This window comes from Sphingopyxis sp. (assembly GCF_035686825.1).
Taxonomy (GTDB): Bacteria; Pseudomonadota; Alphaproteobacteria; order Sphingomonadales; family Sphingomonadaceae; genus Sphingopyxis.
In genome coordinates, this window is sequence record NZ_DASRYZ010000002.1 from 288,738 (window position 1) to 312,928 (window position 24,191).

General features: G+C 67.7%; 19 protein-coding genes and 2 tRNA genes. 16 read left to right on the top strand and 5 right to left on the bottom strand.

Annotation, left to right across the window (positions count from 1 at the left end; genetic code table 11):
- Positions 1-63: 63 nt before the first annotated feature.
- Both VFG17_RS02640 and VFG17_RS02645 read right to left on the bottom strand, forming a co-directional pair.
- On the bottom strand, positions 64-2,481 hold the full coding sequence (locus tag VFG17_RS02640; RefSeq protein ID WP_325027911.1) for a ligase-associated DNA damage response DEXH box helicase: 2,418 nt from the start codon (positions 2,479-2,481) through the stop codon (positions 64-66).
- A gap of 85 nt (positions 2,482-2,566) precedes the next feature.
- Entirely contained in the window at positions 2,567-3,049 is a 483-nt protein-coding gene (locus VFG17_RS02645) for a flavodoxin family protein (RefSeq protein WP_325027912.1), read from the bottom strand.
- 98 nt (positions 3,050-3,147) lie between these two features.
- Here VFG17_RS02645 and VFG17_RS02650 point away from each other — a divergent pair, with 98 nt between their 5' ends.
- The 7 genes from VFG17_RS02650 to VFG17_RS02680 all read left to right on the top strand — a co-directional run bounded on the left by VFG17_RS02650 (position 3,148) and on the right by VFG17_RS02680 (position 10,005).
- On the top strand, positions 3,148-5,109 hold the full coding sequence (locus VFG17_RS02650) for an alkyl/aryl-sulfatase (protein WP_325027913.1): 1,962 nt from the start codon (positions 3,148-3,150) through the stop codon (positions 5,107-5,109).
- A gap of 25 nt (positions 5,110-5,134) precedes the next feature.
- Positions 5,135-5,665: a PH domain-containing protein gene (locus tag VFG17_RS02655; RefSeq protein ID WP_325027914.1), complete on the top strand. Its 531-nt coding sequence runs from the start codon at positions 5,135-5,137 to the stop codon at positions 5,663-5,665.
- Positions 5,662-7,179 (top strand): PH domain-containing protein, encoded by a 1,518-nt coding sequence (locus VFG17_RS02660; protein ID WP_325027915.1) that lies wholly within the window; start codon positions 5,662-5,664, stop codon positions 7,177-7,179. Before VFG17_RS02655 ends, VFG17_RS02660 begins: the two co-directional genes overlap by 4 nt.
- Positions 7,176-8,942, top strand: a complete 1,767-nt coding sequence (gene recJ / locus VFG17_RS02665) for a single-stranded-DNA-specific exonuclease RecJ (RefSeq protein WP_325027916.1) — start codon at positions 7,176-7,178, stop codon at positions 8,940-8,942. The genes VFG17_RS02660 and recJ overlap by 4 nt, the downstream gene beginning before the upstream one ends.
- Positions 8,943-9,046: 104 nt before the next feature.
- Positions 9,047-9,122 (top strand) — tRNA-Glu (locus VFG17_RS02670).
- Between the two features lie 50 nt (positions 9,123-9,172).
- Positions 9,173-9,247 (top strand) — tRNA-Glu (locus VFG17_RS02675).
- 104 nt (positions 9,248-9,351) lie between these two features.
- A complete protein-coding gene (locus tag VFG17_RS02680; RefSeq protein WP_325027917.1) occupies positions 9,352-10,005 on the top strand; it encodes a response regulator transcription factor in 654 nt (217 codons plus the stop codon).
- A gap of 168 nt (positions 10,006-10,173) precedes the next feature.
- Here the strand turns inward: VFG17_RS02680 and VFG17_RS02685 are convergent, their stop codons facing one another.
- Together VFG17_RS02685 and VFG17_RS02690 are read right to left on the bottom strand one after the other, a co-directional pair.
- A complete protein-coding gene (locus VFG17_RS02685; protein WP_325027918.1) occupies positions 10,174-11,226 on the bottom strand; it encodes an ACP S-malonyltransferase in 1,053 nt (350 codons plus the stop codon).
- The gene (locus VFG17_RS02690) at positions 11,223-13,424 is read right to left on the bottom strand and encodes a thiamine pyrophosphate-dependent enzyme (protein WP_325027919.1); all 2,202 of its coding nucleotides are present in this window, start codon (positions 13,422-13,424) and stop codon (positions 11,223-11,225) included. Before VFG17_RS02690 ends, VFG17_RS02685 begins: the two co-directional genes overlap by 4 nt.
- Before the next feature lie 175 nt (positions 13,425-13,599).
- Between VFG17_RS02690 and VFG17_RS02695 the strand changes: the two genes are divergently transcribed.
- The 8 genes from VFG17_RS02695 (at position 13,600) to VFG17_RS02730 (ending at position 20,889) form a co-directional block, all read left to right on the top strand.
- A complete protein-coding gene (locus VFG17_RS02695; protein WP_325027920.1) occupies positions 13,600-14,301 on the top strand; it encodes a DUF4129 domain-containing protein in 702 nt (233 codons plus the stop codon).
- Positions 14,298-15,533, top strand: coding sequence for a DUF4350 domain-containing protein (locus VFG17_RS02700; protein WP_325027921.1), 1,236 nt, complete (start codon positions 14,298-14,300; stop codon positions 15,531-15,533). Before VFG17_RS02695 ends, VFG17_RS02700 begins: the two co-directional genes overlap by 4 nt.
- Positions 15,534-15,627: 94 nt before the next feature.
- Positions 15,628-16,497 (top strand): AAA family ATPase, encoded by an 870-nt coding sequence (locus tag VFG17_RS02705; RefSeq protein ID WP_414712927.1) that lies wholly within the window; start codon positions 15,628-15,630, stop codon positions 16,495-16,497.
- Positions 16,494-17,810, top strand: a complete 1,317-nt coding sequence (locus VFG17_RS02710; protein WP_325027922.1) for a DUF58 domain-containing protein — start codon at positions 16,494-16,496, stop codon at positions 17,808-17,810. The genes VFG17_RS02705 and VFG17_RS02710 overlap by 4 nt, the downstream gene beginning before the upstream one ends.
- Positions 17,807-18,847: a stage II sporulation protein M gene (locus VFG17_RS02715; protein ID WP_325027923.1), complete on the top strand. Its 1,041-nt coding sequence runs from the start codon at positions 17,807-17,809 to the stop codon at positions 18,845-18,847. The genes VFG17_RS02710 and VFG17_RS02715 overlap by 4 nt, the downstream gene beginning before the upstream one ends.
- Positions 18,844-19,710, top strand: coding sequence for an RDD family protein (locus VFG17_RS02720; protein ID WP_325027924.1), 867 nt, complete (start codon positions 18,844-18,846; stop codon positions 19,708-19,710). Before VFG17_RS02715 ends, VFG17_RS02720 begins: the two co-directional genes overlap by 4 nt.
- Positions 19,697-20,383, top strand: a complete 687-nt coding sequence (locus tag VFG17_RS02725; RefSeq protein ID WP_325027925.1) for a nitroreductase — start codon at positions 19,697-19,699, stop codon at positions 20,381-20,383. The genes VFG17_RS02720 and VFG17_RS02725 overlap by 14 nt, the downstream gene beginning before the upstream one ends.
- Positions 20,384-20,391: 8 nt before the next feature.
- A complete protein-coding gene (locus VFG17_RS02730; protein WP_325027926.1) occupies positions 20,392-20,889 on the top strand; it encodes a hypothetical protein in 498 nt (165 codons plus the stop codon).
- A 176-nt stretch (positions 20,890-21,065) separates the two neighbouring features.
- Here VFG17_RS02730 and VFG17_RS02735 read toward each other — a convergent pair whose 3' ends face one another.
- Entirely contained in the window at positions 21,066-21,500 is a 435-nt protein-coding gene (locus VFG17_RS02735; RefSeq protein ID WP_325027927.1) for a hypothetical protein, read from the bottom strand.
- Positions 21,501-21,607: 107 nt separating this feature from the next.
- Here VFG17_RS02735 and gyrB point away from each other — a divergent pair, with 107 nt between their 5' ends.
- On the top strand, positions 21,608-24,154 hold the full coding sequence (gyrB, locus tag VFG17_RS02740) for a DNA topoisomerase (ATP-hydrolyzing) subunit B (RefSeq protein WP_325027928.1): 2,547 nt from the start codon (positions 21,608-21,610) through the stop codon (positions 24,152-24,154).
- The last annotated feature ends 37 nt before the right edge of the window (positions 24,155-24,191 follow it).

Here is a 24,191-nt window from a genome sequence, read left to right on the forward strand (position 1 = left end):
TCTATCTTTGCGCCAGTTTACGCCTGTGCGGCCCCTGCGGCAAGCGATGCGGCGCTGGACGTCTCATTCCTGCGGGTCAACGCGCATCGCCTCCTCGGCCAGCGCATCGGCGAGTTCGCCGAGCAGCATGTCGTCGAGATCGGACGCTGCGACATTTTCGCGCCCGATCAGCACCAGCACGGGGATGGCGAGCGGGCTGATCCGGTCGAGCGTCAGGTGCAGCATCGTACCCGCCGCGCGGTCGAGCAGGTCGCCCAGCCGCGCGACGTCGGTCAGCCGCTCGCGCGCGTCGGCCCACGCGGCTTCGAGGAGCAGATGGTCGGGCTCATATTTTTGCAGCACGTCGAAAATCAGGTCGGTCGAAAAGGTCACCTGCTTGCCCGTCTTGCGTTTGCCCGGGTGTTGGCGCTCGATCAGCCCGCCGATCACCGCGACCTCGCGAAAGGCGCGCTTCAAGAGGTGCGACCGCTCGACCCATTCGACGAATTCTTCGGACAATATCTCGGCATCGAACAGGTTTTGCGGGTGCGCCACCGGCCGCAGCGACCAGATCGCGATCGCATAGTCGGAGGCGACGAAGCCCAGGGGTTGCAACCCGGCGCGCTCCATTCTTTTGGTGATCAGCATGCCGAGCGACTGGTGCGCGTTCCATCCCTCGAACGGATAGCAGACGAGATAATGCTTCCCTTCGTGCGGAAAGGTCTCGACGAGCAGTTCGCCCGGCCGCGGCAGCGCCGAGCGCAGCGCCTGCATTTCGAGCCAGAAGCGCACATCCTCGGGAAAACGCGCCCAGCTCGCCGGATCGGCGAGGAAGCTGCGCACGCGGTCGGCGAGCCGCGTCGAAATCGCGAGGCGCGCGCCCATATAGCTCGGGATGCGCGCGGGGCGCGTCGTCGCGCGGACGATCAGGTCGGTGTCGCGGATCGCCTCGACCTCGAGACTGAGCCCGGCAAAGGCGAAGGTGTCGCCGGGGGTCAGCGTGCTCGCGAAATATTCCTCGACCTTGCCGAGCCGCCGGCCGTTCTTGAAGCGCACGTCGGCCATCGGCGCTTCGACGATGATCCCGGCGTTGAGCCGGTGCTGCGCGGCGAGACGGGGGTGCGCGATCCGCCAGCGCCCCTGCCCGTCGGGCGCCAGCCGGCGGAAGCGGTCATAGCTTTTGAGCGCATAGCCGCCGTCGCGCACGAAGCCGAGCAGCCGCGCGAAGATCGGGGCGTCGATCCATCGATAGGGTGCCGCGCTCCGGATTTCGGCGAGCAGTTCGGCCTCGTCGAACGGCGCCGCGCAGGCGAGCGCCATCACATGCTGCGCGAGCACGTCGAGCGCGCCGGGGCGGAAGCGGTCGGCGTCGCGTTCGCCCGCCTCGACGGCGTCCAAAGCCGCCTGCGCCTCGAGATATTCGAAGCGGTTGCCGGGCACGATCAGCGCGCGGCTCGGTTCGTCGAGCCGGTGGTTGGCGCGCCCGATGCGCTGGAGCAGCCGTGAGCTTCCCTTGGGCGCCCCCATCTGAATCACGCAATCGACGTCGCCCCAGTCGAGCCCGAGGTCGAGGCTCGCGGTCGCGACGAGCGCGCGCAGCCGTCCCTCGGCCATCGCGGCCTCGGCGCGCTGGCGCGCTTCGCGGTCGAGGCTGCCGTGATGGATCGCGATCGGCAGGCTGAGGTCGTTGACCTTCCACAGCTCCTGAAAGATCAGCTCGGCGAGCCCGCGCGTGTTGCAGAAGATGATCGTCGTGCGATTCTTCGCGATCACCTCCATCACCTGATGCACCGCCCAGCGCCCCGAATGCCCGGCCCAGGGGACCGCGCCCTCGGGCAGCAATATCTCGATATCGGGCTCGGCGCCCGCTTCGCCCTCGACGAGCGTGACCTTGTCGGCATCGGCGTCGGGAGCGAGCCAGCCGGCATATTGCAACGGGTCGGCGATCGTCGCCGACAACCCAACGCGGCGCAGCCCCGGCGCGATCGCCTGGAGCCGCGCCATCGCGAGGCTGAGCAGATCGCCGCGCTTGCCGGGCGCAAAGGCGTGGATCTCGTCGATCACCAATGTCTTCATATGCGCGAACATCGTGAAGCTGTCGGGATAGGAGAGCAGAAGCGACAGCGATTCGGGCGTCGTCAGCAAGATGTTCGGCGGCCGGCTGCGCTGGCGCGCTTTCTTGTCCGAACTGGTGTCGCCGCTGCGGCTTTCGACGCTGATGTCGAGCCCCATTTCGGCGATCGGGCCGAGGAGGTTGCGCTCGACGTCGGCCGCGAGTGCTTTCAGCGGCGAAACATAGAGCGTGTGGAGCCGGTCCGACGGGTATTGCGCGAGATCGACGAGGCTCGGCAAAAACCCCGCCAAGGTCTTGCCCGCCCCCGTCGCCGCGACGAGCAGCGCATGTTCGCCCCGCGCGCCCGCGCCGAGCATGTCGGCCTGATGCCGCCGGAGCCGCCACCCGCGCGCGGCGAACCAGTCGGTAAAAGGGGCGGGGAGCGGCATGGACGAGATGTGGCGCGGCGCACGGGCGGGGGCAAGGGCTTCGGCCCCGCACCGAAGATGCCCGACCGGTTGCCGGCCCTGAGCGTCAGAAGATTCCGGCGGCGATCCCCTCCGCGAGCGCGGCGCCCATGTCGCGCGCTTCGGCAAGGCGGTCTGGCGCGATGGTCTTCGGCGCCAGGATGGCTTCGGGGGTTTGCGCCGCCGTATTGACAATCACCGGCTCGGCGACGCGTTTCAGCCGCCAGCCGGTGGCGATGCGGTCGAGCTGGCGCTGGGCATTCTCGCCGTCGGACCCGGCGCAGATGATCGTCGCATAGGGGCGGCCTTCGAGCTTGCCGAGGCAGGGGTAATAGCAGCGATCGAACATCTCCTTCATCGCGCCCGACAGCGCGGCGAGATTTTCGGGGCCGACGAAGAGATAGCCGCCGGCCGCCTGTAGCGCGTCGGGGGTGACGTCGTCGGCGGCGACAAGCCGGGCACCCGCCGCGCCGTCGGCCGCCGCCTCGGCCAGCGCGCGACTGCCCCCGGTGCGGCTGTGCCAAATGATAAGAAGCTTGCATTCGTCCATGCGCCGATCCTCTATCCTGCCCCGCCGGCATCGTCGGCCCCTCGCTTGCCAAGCCGCGCGACGCGGCGCAAGCTGGGCGCCAACAGGGGAGAGAGACTATGCGCCGACTGACCACCGTGCTGCTCGCGAGTTGCCTGCCATTCGCGGCGCTCGCGCAGGATGCCCCAAGCGAGGCGACGCGGACCGCGCAGGCCGAGATCGCTAATCGCCTGCCGCTCGACGATCCGCGCGACGAAGCCAATGTGCTGCGCGGCAAGCTCGCCGAGATCCCGGACGGGGTCATCCTCGACAAGCAAGGTAAGACGGTGTGGGACCGCCGGCCCTATGCCTTCCTCGATGCGAAGGAGGCGCCCGATACGGTCAATCCTTCGCTGTGGCGGCAAGCGCGGCTCAACGCGGTGCATGGATTGTTCGAGGTGGTGCCGGGCAGCATTTGGCAAATCCGGGGCTATGACCTGTCGGTGATGACGATCATCCGCGGCAAGACCGGCTGGATCGTCGTCGATCCCCTCTTGTCCGAAGAGAGTGCGGCAGCCGGCTGGAAGCTGTTCGCCGGCACGATCGCGAGCAAGGAGCCCGAGCGTCCGATCAGGGCGGTGATCTTTTCGCACAGCCACAGCGATCATTTCGGTGGCGTCGGGGGCATCGTGACGCCCGAACGGGTCAAAGCGGAGAATATCCGCATCATCGCACCGCACGGATTTTCGGAGGAGGCGACGTCGGAAAATGTCCTCGCGGGCGGCGCGATGGGGCGGCGCGCGCTCTATATGTTCGGCGCCATCCTGCCGCCGGGGCCGATGGGGCAGGTCGATACCGGACTGGGGCCGAAGCTGTCGTCGGGGACGATCGGCTATATGGAACCGACCGAGACGGTCGGCGAAAAGGGCGGCACGCTGACGATCGATGGCTTGGCCTTCGACTTCCTCGACGCGGGCGGCACCGAGGCCCCGTCGGAGTTCGTTTTCTATATCCCCGCCTACAAGGCGCTGCACACGACCGAAGTCGTGACCCACAATCTCCACAATATCCTGACCCTGCGCGGCGCGCAGGTGCGCGACGCGCTCCGCTGGTCGAAGGTGATCGACGCGATGCTGCTGAAATGGGGCGGCAAGGCCGAGGTCGCGATGGCGTCGCACCATTGGCCGACCTGGGGCGCGGATGAAGTGTCGTCGCTGCTCGCGAACCAGCGCGATGCCTATCGCTATGTCCATGACCGCACGCTCTTCCTCGCGAACCGCGGCGCGACCTTGCACGAACTCGCCGACCAGACCGCCGAGGCGCCGGTGCAGGCGACCGATTTTTCGACGCGCGGCTATTATGGCACGCTCAACCACGACATGAAGGCGGTCTATCAGCGCTATTTCGGCTGGTGGGACGGCAATCCGGCGAATTTCAACCCGCTACCGCCCGAGCAATCGGCGCCCAAATATGTCGCGCTCGCGGGCGGCGCCGACAAGCTGCTCGCGGCGGGACGGGCGGCGCTGAAGGCGGGCGATTATCGCTGGGCGGCCGAGCTTTTGAACAAGCTGGTCTTTGCAGAGCCCGACAACAGCGACGCGCGCGCCGCGCTGGCGTCGGCCTATGACCAGCTCGGCTATCAGGCCGAATCGGGCGCATGGCGAAACTATTATCTTGCCGGGGCGGCCAGCCTGCGCGGTAACGCGGTCGAGGCATCGAACGGCAACGGGCAAAGCCGTAGCTTCGTCAGCGCAATTCCGACCGCGGTCTTCTTCGACGCGCTCGCGACGCGCTTCGACGCGGCGAAGGGCGGCGCGGTCAAGGGGACCTTCCAGTTCATCCTGCCCGACAGCAAGGAAAGCGTCGCGGTCGTGGTTGTCGGCGGGGTCGAATTTCCGCGCTACGGCGTGACCGACCCGGTCCCCACGGCGACGATCACGATCGACCGCAAGATCCTCGACGAAGCGATGATGGGGCGCGCGCAATTTCCCGCGCTCATCCAGTCGGGGGCGATCCGCATCGACGGCGACAGGCAAGCCTTTCTGTCATGGTTCGCGCTCCACCCGCCCGCCGATCCGCGCTTCAATGTGGTTGTGCCGTAGTCATATAAGACGCTAACGGAGGAGCATGACCGACACGCCCGCCGCGCATCCGACCGACCCCTTCGCACCCGAGGCGCTCAACGCCGCCGAGGGGCTGCACCCGGTCGATCCGGCCTATGCGAAAGTGCTGCGCATCGCGACCGCGCTCAACCTGATCCCGCTCGCGATCGGTGCGAGCGTTTTCGACGCGCTGCTGATCCGCCATATCGAGGGCCCTTACGGGCTGATCACCGCGCTGGCGTGGCTGATCGCGATCGTCACGATCGTCAGTTTCCCGTCGCGGCGCGTGTCGCGCTGGGGTTACAAGATCGGCGACGGCCAGCTTCGCGTCGCACGCGGCTGGCTGTTCCGCACCGATACGATCGTGCCCTTCGTGCGCGTCCAGCATATCGACGTCGGCCAGGGGCCGATCGAACGCTGGTTCGGCCTGTCGCACCTGATCGTCCACACGTCGGGCACGCACAACAGCACGGTGACGCTGCCCGGATTGCCCAGCGACCTCGCGGCGGCGATGCGCGAGACGATCCGCCGCCATATCCAGACCGACTTCGCATGACCGACGCCGCAGCCCTCGCCGCGCCGGAGGACGAGACGCGCTGGCAGCGGCTGCACCCCGCGACGCTGGCGCTCGCGATTGTCGCGCTCGGGCCGAAATCGCTCAACTTCCTGCCCGCGGTGGCTGCGCTCGGCTTTACGGGCAACTGGCTCTGGATCGTCCCGGCGGTCGGTGCGTTCCTACTGATCTCGCTGCTCGCCGCCTGGTTCCAGTGGCTGCGCTTCCGCTTCCTCGTCGGCGACGACGAGGTGGTGATCGAAAGCGGCGTCTTTGCGCGCCAGCACCGCACCATCCCCTTCGACCGCATTCAGGACGTCGGCATCGAGCAGGGGCTCGTCGCGCGTGCCTTCGGCATCGCCAAGGTCGGATTCGAAACCGGCGCGGGCGGCAAGGAAAATGATGCGAGTCTCAACGCGATCGCGCTCGACGCGGCGCAGGCGCTGCGCACGACGATCCGCGCGCATCGCAGCGGCGAGGCGGCGGCGGCCGTCGCTGCGGGCGCCCCCGATACGGCCGTGCCCGCGCCGGACGATCGGCTGCTCTTCGTAATGAGGCCGGGGCGGTTGCTGACCGCGGGGCTGTTCAACTTCTCGCTCGCCGCGCTCGCGGTGGTCGGCGCCGCTATGCAGTTTTTCGACGGGCTGTTGCCGTTCGATTTCAATATTTTCAATCCGATGGACTGGATCGACATCGCCGAAAGCTATGGCCTCGACCAGTGGCTGCTCGCGCATCGCTGGGTGGCAGGGATCGGTGCGGCGCTGTCGCTGCTGCTGATCGGTTTCGCGAGCGGGGTCGCGATGATGGTCTTCGCCAACTGGGATTTCCGCCTGACGCGCGAGCCGCGCGCGCTCCGCCGAACCCGCGGGCTGACGACGCGCACCGACGTCGCGGTGCCGGTCAAGCGCGTGCAGGCGGCGATCCTCATTACCGGCTGGTTTCGCCGGTGTTTCGGCTGGCACGAGCTCCGTCTGCAAAGCCTTGCGAGCGATGGCGAGAAGGAGCGCGACCATCAGGTCGTCCCCTTCGGCAAGCTGGCCGAAATCGACCCGGTGCTGGACGAGATCGCGATCGCGCGGCCGGGGGCGGAGGCGGCATGGCAGCACAGCCATCGCATCGTCGCGCTCGGCGGTCTGATCGGCGCGGTGTGCGCAGCGACCGGCGGGCTTGTCGCGGTGTCGTTCGGTCAACCGCTCGGCTGGCTGGGTCCGGTCGCCGGGCTGCTGATCGGTGCGGGGTCGCTGTTCGGCGCCCGCTTCCACCGCTGGACCGACCTCGGCGAGCAAGTGGCGATCCGGCGCGGAATATGGAAGCCCAAGACGACGCTGCTCCCGCACGCGTCGGTGCAGAGCATCGACCTCAAGAGCGATTTCATCCTGCGTCCCTTGGGCCTCGCGACTTTGGTGTTCGGCGTGCCGGGCGGCAGCTCGCTCGCCAGCCATGAGATTCCTGCGATCCCGGCGGCCACGGCACAGGCGCTGCGCGCCCGCATCCTTGCCGCGAGGGCGCGGCGATGAGTGATGCGGCGCTCGGAATTACGCGCTCGATCGTCGGGCAGCCCTGGCACTGGCGGCGGGCGAGCGCCGACATGGCCGGCGAAAATCTCGCCCCCGACGATCTCGTCACCCAATTGCTGCTCGCGCGCGGCGTCGCGCGCGACGATCTCGACCGGCAGCGCACGCCAACGCTGCGCGGCTTCATGCCCGACCCCTCGCTGTTTCGCGACATGGACACTGCCGCCGCGCGGCTCGCCGACGCGGTGGAGGCCCGCGAAGCGGTGACGATTTTCGGCGATTACGACGTCGACGGCGCGACCTCGGCGGCGCTGCTCGTCCGATTGCTGCGCGGGCTCGGCCTTCCTGTCGGCGCCTATATCCCCGACCGCTTGATGGAGGGCTATGGCCCGTCGGGCGCCGCGCTCGTCAAGATTGGCGAGGCGGGATCGAAGCTCGTCGTCACCGTCGACTGCGGCGCGCAAGCGTTCGACGCGATCGCCGAGGCCAAGGCGGCGGGGGTCGAGGTGATTGTCGTCGACCATCACCAGTGCGCGACGACGCTGCCCGCGGCGCTCGCGCTCGTGAACCCCAACCGGCTCGACGAGGAACCCGATGCCGCGATCCACGGTAATCTCGCCGCGGTCGGCGTCGCCTTCCTGCTCGGCGCCGCGCTGCTCCGCACGCTTCGCGCACGCGGCTTTTTCGCGGGCCGCGACGAGCCTGCGCTGATCGAGCTGCTCGACCTCGTCGCGCTCGGGACCGTCGCCGACGTCGCGCGCCTCACCGGCTTCAACCGCGCGCTCGTGACGCAGGGGCTGAAGGTGATGGCACGGCGCGGCAACATGGGTCTCGCGGCGCTGATGGACGCCGCGCGGCTCACCAAGCCGCCGAGCGCGAGCGACATGGGCTTTGCGCTCGGCCCGCGGATCAACGCCGGCGGGCGCGTCGGCAAGTCGGACCTCGGCGTGCGGCTGCTCACGACGAGCGATCCGCAGGAAGCGGCGGAGATCGCAGCCGAGCTCAACCGGCTAAACGAAGAACGCCGCGCGATCGAGGCCGCGGTGCTCGAACAGGCGATCGAAGCGAGCGCCGCCTGCGGCAACGCACCCGTTGCGATCGTCGCGGGCGAGGGCTGGCATCCGGGCGTCATCGGCATCGTCGCCGGGCGCCTGAAGGAAAAATTGCATCGTCCCGCGATCGTGATCGCGGTCGACGAGGAGGGCGTCGGCAAGGGGTCGGGGCGCTCGATTTCGGGCGTCGACCTTGGCGCCGCGATCCTCGCCGCGAAGGAAACGGGCCTGCTCGTCGCGGGCGGCGGTCACGCGATGGCGGCGGGGCTGACGGTCGAAAGGGACAAGGTCGATGCGCTTGGCGCGTTTCTGAACGACCGTCTCGCCGCCGACGTCGAGCGCGCGAGCGGCGACAAGGCGCTGCTGATCGACGCGGTACTCGCGCCGCGCGGGATCAATCCGCTGTGGTGCGACGCGATCGAAAGCGCGGGTCCCTATGGCGCCGGCTGGCCTGCACCGCGCGTCGCGACCGGCCCTTTGCGAATCGTCGAATCGGGGATCGTCGGTACCGACCATGTCCGCCTCATCGTGTCGGGCGACGACGGCGCGCGCTTCAAGGCGGTCGCCTTTCGCAGTGCCGGGACCGAGCTGGGACAGGCCTTGCTCCACGCGCGCGGGCGCAAATTATGGCTCGCGGGCCGCGCAAAACGGGACGATTGGGGCAGCCGCCCCGCCGCCGAATTACATCTCGAGGATGCCGCCTGGGCCGACTAGCGGCGGGCCGCTCGGGTGCGGCGCAATATTTTTGCGCGGGGGTGGCGTCGCCATGCTTGACCGCGCCCAAACGCCCGTCTAAGGCGCCCGCTCACCGATCAGACGGCCCCTTCGTCTAGCGGTCTAGGACGTCGCCCTTTCACGGCGAAAACACGGGTTCGAGTCCCGTAGGGGTCACCATCGGTCAAAGGAGCGGTCGGCTCCTCTCACCTGCGAAATTTCCGACCTAAGGCCCCTTCGTCTAGCGGTCAGGACGCGGCCCTCTCACGGCTGAAACACGGGTTCGATTCCCGTAGGGGTCACCAAATCCGGAAACGCGGCGCGCGCAATTCGAAAAACGCGCCGATATGGCGCCGCCGCCGATCCTTTCCCGCTGTCGGCCCGATCGTTTCGCGCGCAGCATCGCAGCGTGACCGAAAGCGGGGACCATATCCATCTGATCCTGCCCGACCCTGTCGAACGGGCGGCCTGTTTTCGCACGCTTGCTACAGGTCATGCGCGGGTCGTTCGCAGCTTTGCGAGCGCGGACGCCTGGATCGAGGCCGAGGGCGACGATCTGTCCGGCGTGTTGCTTTTTCGCTGGCGCCAGCCCGGGCGAACCGACGGCACGGCGCTGCTCGAACGGATTGCCGGGCGTCCCGCGATCCTCGCCTTCGTCGCCGCCGAACAGCTCAGCATCGCCGAATCGCGCGCGATCCTGCGCGGCGGGGCACAGGATCTGCTGCCCGCGCCGCTCGACCCTCGCCTCGTCCGGCGCACGATCGACGCGGCGCTTGCCGACTGGCGCGCGGCGCAAGGCGCGCTGGCGCGGCATCGCGAGGCCGAAGCGCGGCTGGCGGCGCTGACCCCGCGCGAGCGCGACATTCTGGATGCGATCGCCGCCGGGCTCGGCAACAAGGCGATCGCGCGGCGGCTCGACCTCAGCCCGCGCACCGTCGAAGTGCACCGCGCGAATATCATGCGCCGCGCAGGCGCAGGTAATGTGGCCGAACTGCTGCGATTGCAGTTCACCGCCGAATATGCGCGCGCCGCGTCGGGCGATCGGGTCCGTTTCGGTGCATGATCGCACGGGAACCCGGCCAGTCGCCGCGCGTAGCGCCTATAAGGAAAATGAACGGTGTACCGCCCTTGAGTTGGTCCCCATTGGCGCTGCCGTTCATCCGCCCGGGGTCAACCCCACCTGACCCCGGGCAAACAACAGGGCCGGCAGGGACGTTCCTCTCTGCCGGCCCTATCGCTGTCCGGTAACCAGCGCGCGCTGGTCGGCGCGGCCCATCGAGAACAGGATGGGGTCCGACGCCTGCCGCGCCATGAAATCGGCCTTGCTTGTCATGCCCTGCCAGCCGATGCCGATCAGCGATTGCGCGATCGCGCCGCCGAGCGTGTCGCCCGGGCCGGGCAGGATGATCGCGTCGGGCGCATATTCCTTGACCGCGACCTGCACCGACAGTGCGAAATCATAAGGCGCGAGGATCTGGTGGCCGAAAGTATAGTCCCAAATCTCGGCGGGGTCGCTGGAGAAGCGGCGCCAGATATGGCCGCGGCCATCGACCATCGGAATGTCGGGGCGGCCGAAAAGCGCGACCGGCAACTCGGCCCGGGCCTTGTCCGAACTGCCGAACATCAGCGCCGTGTGAAAGGGGCCGTGGCCCGCGAGGCGCAGCGGATCGCGCCCCGGGGTCGGCGGCGCTTCGGCGAGCAGCGCGGCCAGCCCTTCCTCATTGCCCGCGAGCACGAGCATGCCGGCGAGGTCGATCGACAGCGCGAGCGCGTGGTCCGGACGGGCGTCGATCGCCGCGGCAAGGTCCAGCAGCTTTTCGCGCAGCCCGGGTACCGGACGCCAATCCTCGTCGACCACTTGCAGCAAAATCTGCCCGCCCGGACCGTGTGTCTGGCTGTTGAGGCCCATCGCGTTCGATATACGGAAGCCGTCCTCGACCGAAACCGCGCCGCCGAGCGCGAGCGCGCTGTACCAGCCCATCGAATTGCCGAGGGCCGCGACGATGTCGTATTTTTCGCGGTCGATGCTCAGATAATCGAGCGCGGTCGCGGTGTAGATCAGCGGCGCCGCAACGTCGCCGCGCATATGCGTTGCCACACTGAAGCGGTCGGCGCCGTCGAGTTCGGTGACCGTCGGCTGACCGCGGTCGCGGCGCTGCGCGTCGAAATCGGCGACGAGGTCCGCGAAGCGAGCGCCGTGGAATCGGGCGATGCTGCCGAGCTCGCCCTTGCCATAGGTGCCGCGGCCGGGGGCGACGACGATCGCGGTCTTGCGCGCGCTCATGCCAGCAGCTCCTTCGCGGCGGCGATGATGCTGTCGCGGCTCGGCAGCGTCAGCGTCGCCGCCTTGCCCAGGGGGATGAAGCTGTCGTCGGCGGCGATGCGCGCGAGCTTCTTGTCTGGCGTGCGTTCGACGAAGGTCGCCATCAATGCTTCGCTCTGCGATCCGGTAATGCGGCATTCGTCGACGATCAGGATGCGTTTCGCGTCGCCGACGGCCGCCACCAGCTTCGCTTCGTCGACCGGTCCGAGCCATCGCAGGTCGATCACGCGCGCCTTGATGCCATCGTCGGCGAGCAATTTTTCGGCCTGCCGTGACAGATAATATCCATTGCCGTAAGTGACGATCGCGAGGTCGGTGCCGTCGCCGTGGACCCCGACGTCGCCGAGACGGATCGGCGCACCTTCGCCCGGCGCCTCGTAGACGCTGGTCCACAGGCCGTCGCCCTCTTTGTGGAGGTCGCGCGTCATATAGAGCGCGATCGGCTCGACGAAGACGATCACGCGCTGCTCCTCGCGCGCCAGCCGCACGCATTCGCGCAGCATCTGGGTCGCGTCGCGTCCGTTCGAGGGCACCGCAAGGATGACGCCGGGAATGTCGCGGAAGACCGCGAGGCTGTTGTCGTTGTGGAAATGGCCGCCGAAGCCCTTCTGATAGCCGAGCCCCGCGATGCGGATGACCATCGGATTGCTATATTGCCCGTCGGAGAAAAAGCTGAGCGTCGCCGCCTCGCCGCGAATCTGGTCCTCGGCATTGTGGACATAGGCGAGGAACTGGATCTCGGGCATCGGGATAAAGCCGTTGTGCGCCATGCCGATCGCGAGCCCGAGGATCGCCTGTTCGTCGAGCAACGTGTTGACCACCCGCGCCGATCCGAAACGCTGGTGGAGCTTCGCCGTGACGTTGTAGACGCCGCCCTTCGGTCCAACATCCTCGCCCATCACGGCGATTTCCTTGTGCGCGAGCATCAGGTCGGCGAGCGCCCAGGAAAGGAGCCGCGCCATGTGCATCGGCTTGTCCATCTGGCCCGCATCGCTGCCGAACATCGCCTTACGATCCTCGTCCGACGGCGTGTTGACCCGCGCCACCTCGCGCTTGGGCGGGATCAGGCTTTGCATCACATGCGCGGGCGTTATGATCTTGGGGCGCTGGATTGCCGCTTCGGCCTGCCGCGCGAGCGTGGCACCGATTTCCTGATAGGCTTCGGCGATCTCGCCCGCGCTCATCCAGCCATGTTCGGTCATCAGTGCCGCGCCCGCGAGCAGCGGGTCGCGCGCCTCGTCGGCCTCGATCAGCGCCTTGGGAAGATAGGCGCCCTGCACGTCCGATCCGGCGTGGCCATAAAGGCGAACGGTGCCCATGTGGAGGAAAACGGGCTTGCGGGTGCGCCGCGCATAATCGGCCGCCTCGGCGGCGCCCGCATAGGCCGAGACGAGGTCGGTGCCGTCGCATTTGATGTAGTGGAGACCGGCGCGGTGGCGGAACTGCGCTTCGATCCAGCCGGTCGGGGTGCGCGTCGAAATGCCGATGCCATTATCCTCGCAAAGGAAGATCAGCGGCATCGGCGAGCCCTGGAAGGCAGCCCAGCCCGCGGTGTTGAACGCGCCCTGCGCGGTCGAATGGTTTGCCGAGGCGTCGCCGAAGCTTGTGAGCACGACCGCGTCGTCGGGCAGCGGCAGCCCGGTCATGCCGAGGCGGCGCGCGATGCCGATCGAAAAGGCGGCGCCGACCGCCTTGGGCAAATGCGAGGCGATCGTCGAGGTTTGCGGCGGGATGGCGAGCGACTTCGAACCGATCACCTTGTGCCGCCCGCCCGAAATCGGATCCTCCGACGACGCGGCGAAGCTCAGCAGCATGTCCCATGTCGGCGTGCCGCCGGGAAGCTGGCGCGACCGGTGAAGCTGGAAGGCGTTCGAGCGATAGTGGAGGAAGGCCATGTCGGTGACGCGCAGCGCCGCCGCGACCGCCGCATTGCCCTCGTGCCCCGACGAGCCGATCGTGTAGAAACCCTCGCCGCGCGCCTGCAGATGGCGCGACAGCCGGTCCATCTGGCGGCTCGTCAGCTGCGACAGGAAGATATCGGTCGCGCGGCCGCGCGACAGCCCGGCTGCGGCGGGATCGGGCGCATCGGCGCGGCTGGGCAGTCTGCCGCTTGCCAGCGCGCCAAGGAATTTCTCATGTACCGCCTGCGCCGCGTCCACCTGTCTCTCCTGTCGCGCGGCCGGTGGTTTCGATTGTAACGAACCGGCCGATTTTTCCGCGCGCTAGAACGGGGCAGTTCGGCGCGCAAGCATCTCTTGCCTTGCAGAGCGCGCTCGCGCTACCAAGATCGGTAATGACCGAGCGGGGCGAGATCATCTTTTCAACATGATATCCATGTGGATCGCCCAGACGTCGGCTGCGGCCGACACGTCCGGCGCCGGTGGGGGTCAGGGGTGGCTGCTCGACCCCGAACTCGTCGATCCGGCTTATAGCCAGACGATCGCGGGCGGCGAGATCCAGACCGCCTTTCCGCCGCCGCCTCCACCCCCGCCGCCGACGCCCGAGTGGCTGAAGTCGCTGCTGAACGCGATCGGCAATTTTTTCGAGTGGAGCGCGCCCGCCGCGAAGCCGCTGATGTGGATCGTCGTCGCGCTGATCCTGCTGTTCCTCCTTTACCATTTCGTCCCCGCCTTTGCGCGGTGGGTCGACAATCTGCGCTTCGGTCGCAAGCGCGGCGACGCGGATGCGGACGATGCCATCGGGCAGGCCGAGGCCGGCGCTGCGCGCGCGCTGCTCACCGAGGCCGATGCGCTCGCCGCCGAGGGGCGCTTCGCCGAAGCGGTTCATCTGCTCCTCTATCGCAGCGTCGAGGATATCGAAGGCCGCCGCCCCGGGCTCGTCAAACCCGCGATGACGTCGCGCGACCTGGCCGAAGCACACGACCTGCCGTCGGTCGCGCGCGGCGCATTCAGCCGTATCGCGCGCGCGGTCGAGATCAGCCTGTTCGGCGGGCGATCGATCGACGCCGGGGCGTGGGAGCAATGCCGCGCGGCCTATGCCGAGCTCACGGTGCCGAAGAATTGGGCGCGCGCATGAGCGAGGCCTCCACCGACGATCATGGCTTCAACCCGCGACTGATCGCCGCGGTCGTCGCGATCGGCGTGGTCGCTTTCATCGCGCTCTGGGCACTGATCGCGCTCGGGCCGCAGCTCAGCAGCGGCAATGACGGCGGCGGCCATGCGCTGTCGAAGGCGGCGCCGGGCTATGCCGCGATCGTCGACCTTTCGGAGCGCGCGGGCGCTGAAGTCGAACTGCGGCGGAAGGTCGAGACGACGCGCTACGAAGAATATGAGCCGCTGCTGATCCTCACGCCGACGCATCGCACCCGCGCGTCCGAGATCGCCGAGCTGCTCGACGCGCAGATCAGCACGCCGGCGCTGATCGTGCTGCCCAAATGGCAAACGATGGCGGTGCCCGGCCAGGCGGAGAAGCCCGGCTGGGTTAGCGTCGGCCTTCCGGTCAAGCCGCGCGATGCCATGCTTCCCCCCGCGCATTTCGGCAAGGTTGCGATCAAGGCTGCGCCGGGCAAGGCGCAGGACGTGCCCGCGCGCCTTGCGGGACACAGCTTCACCGCCTGGCTGCCGGCCAATGTGCAGACGATTTCGGGCGACAATCTCGAAACGCTGATCGCCGCGCCGGGCGGCGGGGCGGTGCTGGCGCAGGTCGGCGATCGCGATCTCTACATTCTCGCCGACCCCGACCTCATCAACAATCTCGCCTTCGCCTCGCGCGACAGGGCGCGCGGCGGCGCGATGCTGATCGACGCCGTTGCCGACTATGCCGATGCCGACGGGCTCGCTTTCGATGTGACGCTCAACGGCTTCGGCGGCCAGCGTTCGCTGCTCCGCTTCGCCTTCGTCCCGCCCTTCATCGGCATCACGCTCTGCCTGCTCGCGGCTGGGCTGCTCGCGCTGTGGCAGGCGTGGATGCGCTTCGGCCCGGCGCTGAAGCCGGGCCGTGCGATCCCGGTGTCGAAGGCGGCGCTGATCGCGAACAGCGCCGACCTGATCCGGCAGGCGCGGCGTGAACTCGACGGCGCTGAGGCCTATGTAAAGAGCCAGCGCATCGCGATCGCGCGGCGGCTGCACGCTCCCACCGGGCTCGACGACGCCGAAACCGATGCGTGGATCGACCGGCACCTGGGCAAGGGCAGCGAGCTTTTCTCCGCGCTCGCCCGGCGCCTGCCGCTCGCGCGCAACACCCATGAATTCCTCGCAGACGCGCAGGCGCTGCACGACATCAGGAAGGATCTACTCCGTGACAGCTAATATCGCCAAAGGGATCGAGAGCGTGCGGGCGCTCGGCGCCGCGATCGAGGGCGAGGTCGCCAAGGCCGTGTTCGGGCAAGGTCCGCTCACCCGCATGGTGACGATCGCGCTGCTCGCGGGCGGCCACGTCCTGCTCGAAGGTCCGCCGGGGACGGCGAAGACGCTTCTCGCGCAAGCCTTCGCGCGCGCGACGGGGCTCGATTTCGGACGCATCCAGTTCACCCCCGACCTGATGCCGGGCGACATATTGGGATCGAACCTGTTCAACTTCCAGACGTCGAGCTTCACCCTGACCAAGGGGCCGATCTTCACCGAATTGCTGCTCGCCGACGAGATCAACCGCACCCCGCCGAAGACGCAGGCCGCGCTCCTGGAAGCGATGCAGGAGCGGCGCGTCACGATCAATGGCGAGCCGCACGTCATGAGCCCGCGCTTTACGGTGCTCGCGACGCAGAACCCGATCGAACAGCAGGGCGTCTATCCGCTTCCCGAAGCGCAGCTCGACCGCTTCCTGTTCAAGCTCGTCGTCGATTATCCCGACGCCGACGAGGAACGGCGCATCGTCGCCGACCATGGCGGGCGCTTCAAGAGCCCGGCGGTCGGCGATTTCGGGGTGACGCAGGTCGCCGATGCGAAAGCGATCGGCGAGGCGATCGACATCATCGCGACGGTGCGGCTCGCCGAAGAGATCGTTGACTATATCGTCCGCCTCGTCCGCGCGACGCGCGAGAGTGCCGACCTCGAATGCGGTGCCTCCCCGCGCGCCGCGACGTTGCTCGCGCGCGCGGCGTGCGCGGCGGCGGCGCTCGACGGGCGCGACTATGTGATCCCCGACGACGTACAGCGCCTTGCCGCGGGCGTGCTCCGCCACCGCGTCATCCTGTCGGCCGCCGCCGAGATCGAGGGCCGGGGCGTCGAGCAGGTCGTCGCGGCCTTGCTCGAACGCGAAGAGGTGCCGCGTTGATCTATCCGACTCGCCGCGCGATCTATCTGCTGCTCGCGGGCGCCCCGATGGCGCTCGCGCTCGGGCTGATCCGGCCCGAGCTGTGGCTGGTCGCGCCCGGCTGGATCGGCGTGATCATCGCCTGCCTGATCCTCGATTGCCTGGCGGGCGCCAGTCCGCGCCATCTGACGCTCGATGCGCGTTTCCCGCATCAGGTCGGCGTCGGCGACCCGTTCGACCTATCGCTGACCGCAAGCGGCCGCAGCGTCCCGCCGCGCGCCGAGCTCGCGCTCGCGCTCGACGAAAGGCTCGCCGAGGACGGACGCCTCGCGGGCGATATGCGGCGTGCCAATACGGGCGGCGCACTCGTTCGCACACTCGCGCTCACCGCATCGCGGCGCGGGCAGGCGCGCATCGAGGCGCTGTGGCTCCGCTGGGCGGGCCCGCTCGGGCTCGTGTGGAAACAGCGCAAATTCGAGATCGGCGGTACGATCCACGTCGTGCCCAGCCTGCGCGCCGTCACCGACGAGGGCAGCCGGCTGTTCCAGCGTAACAGCTGGTTCGGCCTTCGCCAGCAGCGTTTCCGCGGCGAAGGCACCGAGTTCGAGGCGCTCGCCGAATATCAGCCCGGGATGGACCGGCGCGCGATCGACTGGAACGCGTCGGCGCGCCACGTCAAACTGCTCGCCAAGGAATATCGCGTCGAGCGCGACAATCGCGTCGTCCTCGCGATCGACAGCGGGCGGACGATGGCCGAGCCCGTCGGCGGCATGCCGCGCGTCGACCGCGCGGTGTCGGCGGCGCTGCTGCTCGCCTATGTCGGGCTCAAGCTCAACGACCGGATCAGCTTCTTTTCCTTTGCCGCCAAGCCGCAGGCGCTGACCCCCGCCTATATGCACACGCGGGATTTCCCGGCACTGCAGCGCGCCGCGAGCCTGATCGACTATGCGCATGTCGAGAGCAATTTCACCCTCGCGCTGACGACGCTCAGCGCGCAGCTCAACCGCCGCTCGCTGATAATCCTTTTCACCGAATTCACCGACGCGACGAGCGCCGACCTGATGATCCGCGCCGCGGGGCGGCTCGTCCAGAAGCACCGGCTGCTGTTCGTCGTGATCCGCGACGAGGAGGTCGAGAGCGAGGAGCGGCGGCGGCCCGAGACCGGCGCCGACGTCACGCGCTCGAACGTTGCCGCGGCGATGCTGCGCGACCGGCAGCTGGTGATCGCGCGGCTCCAGCGCCTCGGCGCCGACGTGATCGAAGTGCCCGCCGACGCGATGGGGGCGAGCGCGGTCGAGGCCTATCTCGGCATCAAAAGGCAGGGCAGCCTGTGATCCCGCCCGCCGCCCCCGCAAGGACGATCGACGCGCCGAGCTTCTCGACCAGCCGTTTCCGCGCCGAGCGCGAAGCCGACTGGATCGCCTTCGATCTTCTGCTCACCAAGCTCGAGAAGAAGGGCGCGAAGGCGCTGACAAGCGACGAGCTGCTCCAACTCCCCATCCTCTATCGCGCGACGCTCTCGTCCTTGTCGATCGCGCGCGCGACGAGCCTCGACAAGGCCCTGCTCGATCATCTCGAGGCGCTGTCGATCCGTGGCTATTTCCTCGTTTATGGCGTGCGCGAAAGCCGCTGGAACCGCCTCCGCCGCTTCTTCCTCTACGACTGGCCCGCCGCGGTGCGCTCGGTGTGGAAGGAGACGCTGATCATCGCGCTCGTCATCCTGCTCGGCGCATTGACCAGCTATTCGCTCGTGTCGAGCAACCCCGAATGGTATTTCAACTTCGTCGACGAGGAGATGTCGGGCGGCCGCGACCCGCGCGCTACCGCCGAATATCTCCAGACGACGCTCGGGCACGGCAAGGCGGCGGCGGAGAAGGACGAAAGCGGGCTGCACGTCTTCGCGACCTATTTGTTCACGCACAACAGCCGCGTGTCGATCCTGTCCTTCGCGCTCGGCTTCGCCTTCGGCGTCCCGACGCTGATGCTCGAATATTATCAGGGGATCGGGCTCGGCGCGATGATGGCGGTCTTTTCCGCCAAGGGGTTCGGTTTCGATTTCGGCGGCTGGCTGTTCATCCACGGCACCACCGAATTGTTCGCCGCCGCGCTGTCGGGCGCCGCGGGGCTGCGGATCGGTTCCGCGGTCGTCTTTCCCGGCGCGCGCGGGCGGTTGCAGGCGGCGTCGGAGGCGGGGCGCACCGCGGGCAAGGTGATGGTCGGCGTGATCCTGATGCTGTTCGCCGCCGGACTGCTCGAAGGTTTCGGGCGCCAGCTGATCGCCGACACGATGCTCCGCTATGCGATCGGCACGCTGATGCTGCTTTTCTGGCTCGCCTATTATTACATTCCGCGGCGCGAGGATGTGACATGACCGCCGCCGCCAACGCGAAACATCGCGCCGCGAAAGCGAAGAAGATCCGCCAGTTCGTGACCCCCGAAGGCGTCGATCTCGAACTCAGGATCGCGAGCGCGGGGCTGCGCTTCGGCGCGCTGCTCGTCGACATCATCCTGATCCTGCTCGCGCTGTTCCTCTTTTCGCTGTTCATGCTGTGGGTCGGCCTCGCTTCGCGGTCCGACGTCACCGTTGTCGTCTGGCTGCTCGGTTCCTTCGTGCTGCGCACCTTCTGGTTCATCGGCTTCGAGCTTGGCTCGCGCGCCGCGACACCGGGCAAGCGGCTGATGGGTATCCGCGTCGTCGCGCGCGATGGCGGGCGCCTGACCGCCGACGCGGTCGTGGCGCGCAATTTGATCCGCGAGCTCGAACTCTTCCTGCCGCTGATGATGCTGGGGTCCGGCGCGGCGGAGGATATGGTTTCGGGGTGGATCATTCTCGCCGGCGTGCTCTGGTCGCTGACGCTCAGCCTGTTCCTGCTATTCAACCGCGACCGGATGCGGATGGGCGATCTGATCGCGGGCACGTGGGTGGTGATGGCGCAGCGGGTCAAGCTCGACGCCGATATCGCGGTCGATGCCGCAGGTGGCGCGATGAGCTTCACCGAGGCCGAGCTCGCGGTCTATGGCATTTTCGAGCTGCAGGAACTCGAGCGGGTTTTACGCGGCCGCGATCCGCGCGCGATGCGCGAGGTCGCCGACGCGATCCGCGCCAAGATCGGGCGCCCGGTCGCCGAAGAGGATGACGTCTTCCTGCTTTCCTATTACCGCCAGTTGAAAGCCCGGCTCGAACGCAAATTGCTGTTCGGCAAAAGGCGAGAGGATAAATATGCCAGCGACTGACATAAGCGTTACCGAGGCTCTCCACGCGCGCCGCTCGGTGCGCGCCTTTACCGATCGGCCGGTCGATCCGGCGCTGCTCAAGGAGATTTTCGCGGCGGCGCAGCGCGCGCCGTCGGGCGGCAATCTGCAACCGTGGCAGGTGACTGTGCTCACCGGCGAGCCCTGGCAGGCGGTGAAGGATGCCGTCGCGAGCCGGATCGCGATGGGGCGCGAGGGGCACGAGCCCGAATATGACATCTATCCCCGCGCGCTGACCGGGCCCTGGACCGACCGCCGCTTCGGGGTCGGCGAGGCGCTCTATGCGTCGCTCGGCATCCCGCGCGAGGACAAGGCGGGGCGGCTCGCTCGGTTCATGGACAATTACCGGGGTTTCGACGCACCGGTGATGCTTTTCCTCCATTGCTCGCGCATCATGGGGCCGCCGCAATGGTCGGACATGGGGATGTGGCTGCAATCGGTGATGCTGCTGCTCGTCGAACATGGCCTCGCGAGCTGCCCGCAGGAATGCTGGGCGATGTATGGCGCGACGATCCGCCGCACGCTCGGACTGGGCGACGAACAGATTTTGTTCACCGGGCTCGCGATCGGCTATGCCGACACCGAAGCGGCGGTGAACCAGTGGCCGGTGCCGCGCGCGCCGCTGGATGAAGTGATCGATTGGCAGGGGTTCTGAGGATGCAAATGTCCGGCTTTCGTTATGCGGCGGCAGCGACGCTGATGCTGGTCGTCGCGGGCTGCGCCGCGATCCCCCAGCCCGAAGCGCCGCCGCCCGCGCCGCGACCCGTCGCGCCCGCGCCGGCGCCGGCCCCCCTGCCAACTCCGACGGCGGGCTGGGAGGATCGCGCGATCGATCGCGGCGCGTGGCGTTACGACGCCGCCAGCCGCACCGCCGCCTTCGTTCCGACGGGCAGCGCGAATCCGCTGCTGACGATGGCGTGCAGCGGCGGCGGCATCCGCATGACGTCGGAGCTTTCGGGCAACGTCAGCCTGCGCACCAGCGCCGGCACCGACCAGATCCGTTTCGACGGCGGCAGCGCGAACCTGCCGAACCGCGACCCGCGGCTCGACCGCATCGCCTTCAGCCGCGGCCGTTTCGCGCTGGAGACGCCGGGCGGCGGCGCGCTGACATTGCCGGTGCAGTCCGAAATCGGGCGCGTGATCGAGGATTGCCGGGGGTAGGGGCGTCGGCTTCGGGGTGGGGAGCGGACGAACCCAATATCGTCATTCCCGCGAAAGCGGGAACCAGTCTGAGATCAGCCTCGCACGCTCTGGGTCCCCGCTTTCGCGGGGATGACGATGTAAAAAGACGGGCAGCTATCGGCCGCGAACCGGTCATATCGGTGGCGCGGCCGGGCCTATCCGCCCAGCTGAACCGTCCCGCCCTTGATCCAGCCCCAGCGGCATGGACCCTGATATTCGCGTGCGTTGGGGACCGACTTGCCGACGCCGCACATGTCGGGATCGGTGCCGGGCGCGGCGAAGACGACGCCGAACCAGCTGTCATTCTCGGCCGCCTCGCACAGCGAGACATTCGCGCCGCCGGCGAGCTTCGCTTTGACCGCGCGCGTTTCGTTCGGCGCCCAATAGACGTCGGTGCCGCCCGTCTTGACGCGGCTGATGCTCGAACAGGCGGGCAGGCTCGGTCCCTCGGTGCCGATCATCACCGCGCGCGTCGCGATGGGTTCACCCGCAACGACGGGGGCGTTGTCGGCGGGCGGCGCGGGCTGGCTGCAGGCGGCGAGGGAGGCGATGAGAAGGGTGGCGAGCGGCGTTGTGGGACAATGTTTCATGGCTGCGAAACTAGCCGCCGTGGCGTCGCCGCGCAACGCTCGTCGCCCAAGACCCGAGAGCCGCATTTTCGCTTGGGTTTTCGGGTCCGCGACCCTATATAATCGATATGACGGACACGCCTGAAAATGAAGCGCCGAGCGCAGCTTCCAACCAGCCCAATGCCAACGCCTATGGCGCCGATTCGATCAAGGTATTGAAGGGCCTCGACGCGGTCCGCAAACGCCCGGGCATGTATATCGGCGATACCGACGACGGCTCGGGCTTGCATCACATGGTGTTCGAGGTTTCGGACAATGCGATCGACGAAGCGCTCGCGGGGCATTGCGACCTCGTCCTCATCACGCTCAACAGCGACGGATCGGTCAGCGTCGAAGATAATGGCCGCGGCATCCCGACGGGCATCCACGCCGAGGAAGGCATTTCGGCGGCCGAGGTCATCATGACCCAGCTTCACGCGGGCGGGAAGTTCGAGAATACGAGCGACGACAATGCCTATAAGGTGTCGGGCGGCCTGCACGGCGTCGGCGTGTCGGTCGTCAATGCGCTGTCCGAATGGCTCGAACTCACGATCTGGCGCGACGGCGAAGAGCATTGGATGCGCTTCGAACATGGCGATTCGGTCGCGCCCTTGAAGGTCACCGGCCCCGCGCCCGCGGGCAAGAAGGGCACGCGCGTCACCTTCTGCGCCTCGACCGACACGTTCAAGAATGTCACCGAATTCGATTTCGAGAAGCTCGAGCATCGCTATCGCGAACTCGCCTTCCTCAATTCGGGCGTGCGCATCAAGCTCGTCGACGCGCGCCATGCCGAGCATGAAACACACGACCTTTTCTACGAGGGCGGAATCGGAGCGTTCGTCCAATATCTCGACCGCAACAAGAATGCGCTGCTGCCCGATCCGATCGCGATCAGCAGCGAGCGCGACGGCATCGGCATCGACGTCGCGCTCGAGTGGAACGACAGCTATTATGAAAATGTCCTCTGCTTCACGAACAACATCCCGCAGCGCGATGGTGGCACGCACCTGGCGGCGTTCCGCGCCGCGCTGACGCGCACCTTGAACGGCTATGGCGACAAGTCGGGCATCCTCAAGAAAGAGAAGGTCTCGCTGACCGGCGAGGATATGCGCGAAGGGTTGACCGCGATCGTCTCGGTCAAGCTGCCCGATCCGAAATTTTCGTCGCAGACCAAGGACAAGCTCGTTTCGTCCGAAGTCCGCCAGCCGCTCGAAAGCCTGATGGCCGACCGGATGACCGAATGGCTCGAGGAAAATCCCGCGCACGCCAAGGCGGTGATCCAGAAGGTCATCGACGCCGCCGCGGCGCGCGAGGCCGCGAAAAAGGCGCGCGAGCTGACGCGGCGCAAGGGCGCGATGGATATCGCCTCGCTCCCCGGCAAGCTCGCCGACTGTCAGGAACGCGATCCCTCGAAGTGCGAACTCTTCCTCGTCGAGGGTGACTCGGCAGGCGGATCGGCGAAGCAGGGCCGCGACCGGCATGTGCAGGCGATCCTGCCCTTGAAGGGCAAGATTCTGAACGTCGAGCGCGCGCGTTTCGACCGCATCATCTCGTCGAAGGAAGTCGGGACGTTGATCCAGGCGCTCGGCACCGGGATTCGCGACGAGTTCAACCTCGAAAAGCTGCGCTATCACAAGATTGTGATCATGACCGACGCCGACGTCGACGGCGCGCATATCCGCACGCTTTTGCTCACCTTCTTCTATCGCCAGATGCCCGAGATCATCGAGAACGGCCATCTCTACATCGCCCAGCCGCCGCTCTATAAAGTCGCGAAGGGGCGGAGCGAGGTGTATCTGAAGGACGACACCGCGCTGGAGAATTACCTTGTCGACGCAGGCATCGATGCGCTGCTGCTCGAAACCGCCGGCGGCGCGCGCTCGGGCGCCGATCTTCGCTCGCTGATCGATCACGGCCGGCGGCTGCGCGCGCTGATGCGTTATGTGCCGCGTACCCTCAATCACGGGCTGGTCGAGGCGCTGGCGCTCACCGGCGCGCTCGATCCCGATCTCGATACGGCAGGGCGCCACAGCGCCGCCGCGACCGCCGCGACCTGGCTCAACGCCGCCGAGCGCGCGCTGACCGGCGGGGCCGAAGCCTTGTGGACCGTCGAAGCGGTCGAGGGCGGCGGCTACACGCTCGAACGCCGCTGGCGCGGGGTCAGCGATCATCATGCGATCGACGCGGGCTTCCTCGCCAGTCAGGAGGCGCGCCGCATGCACAAGCTCGCCGCCGAACAAGCCGAAAGCTATGCGCGCCCCGGCCGGCTGGTGAAGGCGAGCGGCGCGGCGGCCGAGGTCGAAACCGAGGTTGCCGACGGCGAAGAGAGCGACGTTCCCGCCGCGACGAACGCGAAGGCCAATCCGGTCACGCGCCCGTCCGAACTGCTCGAGGCGATCTTCGCGCACAGCCGCAAGGGGCTCGCGATCAGCCGCTACAAGGGGTTGGGCGAAATGAATGCCGAGCAGCTCTGGGAAACGACGCTCGATCCCGCCAACCGTTCGCTGCTGCGCGTCGAGGCCGAACAGGCCGATGTCGCGCACGAAATCTTCGAGCGGCTGATGGGCGACGAAGTCGAACCGCGACGCGATTTCATTCAGACGAACGCGCTTTCGGTGGCGAATCTCGACGTCTGATTTCGCTTTGGTTCCTTAAAAAACGGGCCAAAACGCA

Coding starts and splice junctions, on each gene's coding strand:
- VFG17_RS02660 (WP_325027915.1), top strand. CDS start 5,662: ATGACCGACGCCGCAGCCCTCGCCGCGCCGGAGGACGAGACGCGCTGG.
- VFG17_RS02655 (WP_325027914.1), top strand. CDS start 5,135: ATGACCGACACGCCCGCCGCGCATCCGACCGACCCCTTCGCACCCGAG.
- gyrB (WP_325027928.1), top strand. CDS start 21,608: ATGACGGACACGCCTGAAAATGAAGCGCCGAGCGCAGCTTCCAACCAG.
- VFG17_RS02725 (WP_325027925.1), top strand. CDS start 19,697: ATGCCAGCGACTGACATAAGCGTTACCGAGGCTCTCCACGCGCGCCGC.
- VFG17_RS02700 (WP_325027921.1), top strand. CDS start 14,298: ATGAGCGAGGCCTCCACCGACGATCATGGCTTCAACCCGCGACTGATC.
- VFG17_RS02730 (WP_325027926.1), top strand. CDS start 20,392: ATGTCCGGCTTTCGTTATGCGGCGGCAGCGACGCTGATGCTGGTCGTC.
- VFG17_RS02685 (WP_325027918.1), bottom strand. CDS start 11,226: ATGAGCGCGCGCAAGACCGCGATCGTCGTCGCCCCCGGCCGCGGCACC.
- recJ (WP_325027916.1), top strand. CDS start 7,176: ATGAGTGATGCGGCGCTCGGAATTACGCGCTCGATCGTCGGGCAGCCC.
- VFG17_RS02640 (WP_325027911.1), bottom strand. CDS start 2,481: ATGCCGCTCCCCGCCCCTTTTACCGACTGGTTCGCCGCGCGCGGGTGG.
- VFG17_RS02705 (WP_414712927.1), top strand. CDS start 15,628: ATGGTGACGATCGCGCTGCTCGCGGGCGGCCACGTCCTGCTCGAAGGT.
- VFG17_RS02720 (WP_325027924.1), top strand. CDS start 18,844: ATGACCGCCGCCGCCAACGCGAAACATCGCGCCGCGAAAGCGAAGAAG.
- VFG17_RS02695 (WP_325027920.1), top strand. CDS start 13,600: ATGTGGATCGCCCAGACGTCGGCTGCGGCCGACACGTCCGGCGCCGGT.
- VFG17_RS02650 (WP_325027913.1), top strand. CDS start 3,148: ATGCGCCGACTGACCACCGTGCTGCTCGCGAGTTGCCTGCCATTCGCG.
- VFG17_RS02735 (WP_325027927.1), bottom strand. CDS start 21,500: ATGAAACATTGTCCCACAACGCCGCTCGCCACCCTTCTCATCGCCTCC.
- VFG17_RS02645 (WP_325027912.1), bottom strand. CDS start 3,049: ATGGACGAATGCAAGCTTCTTATCATTTGGCACAGCCGCACCGGGGGC.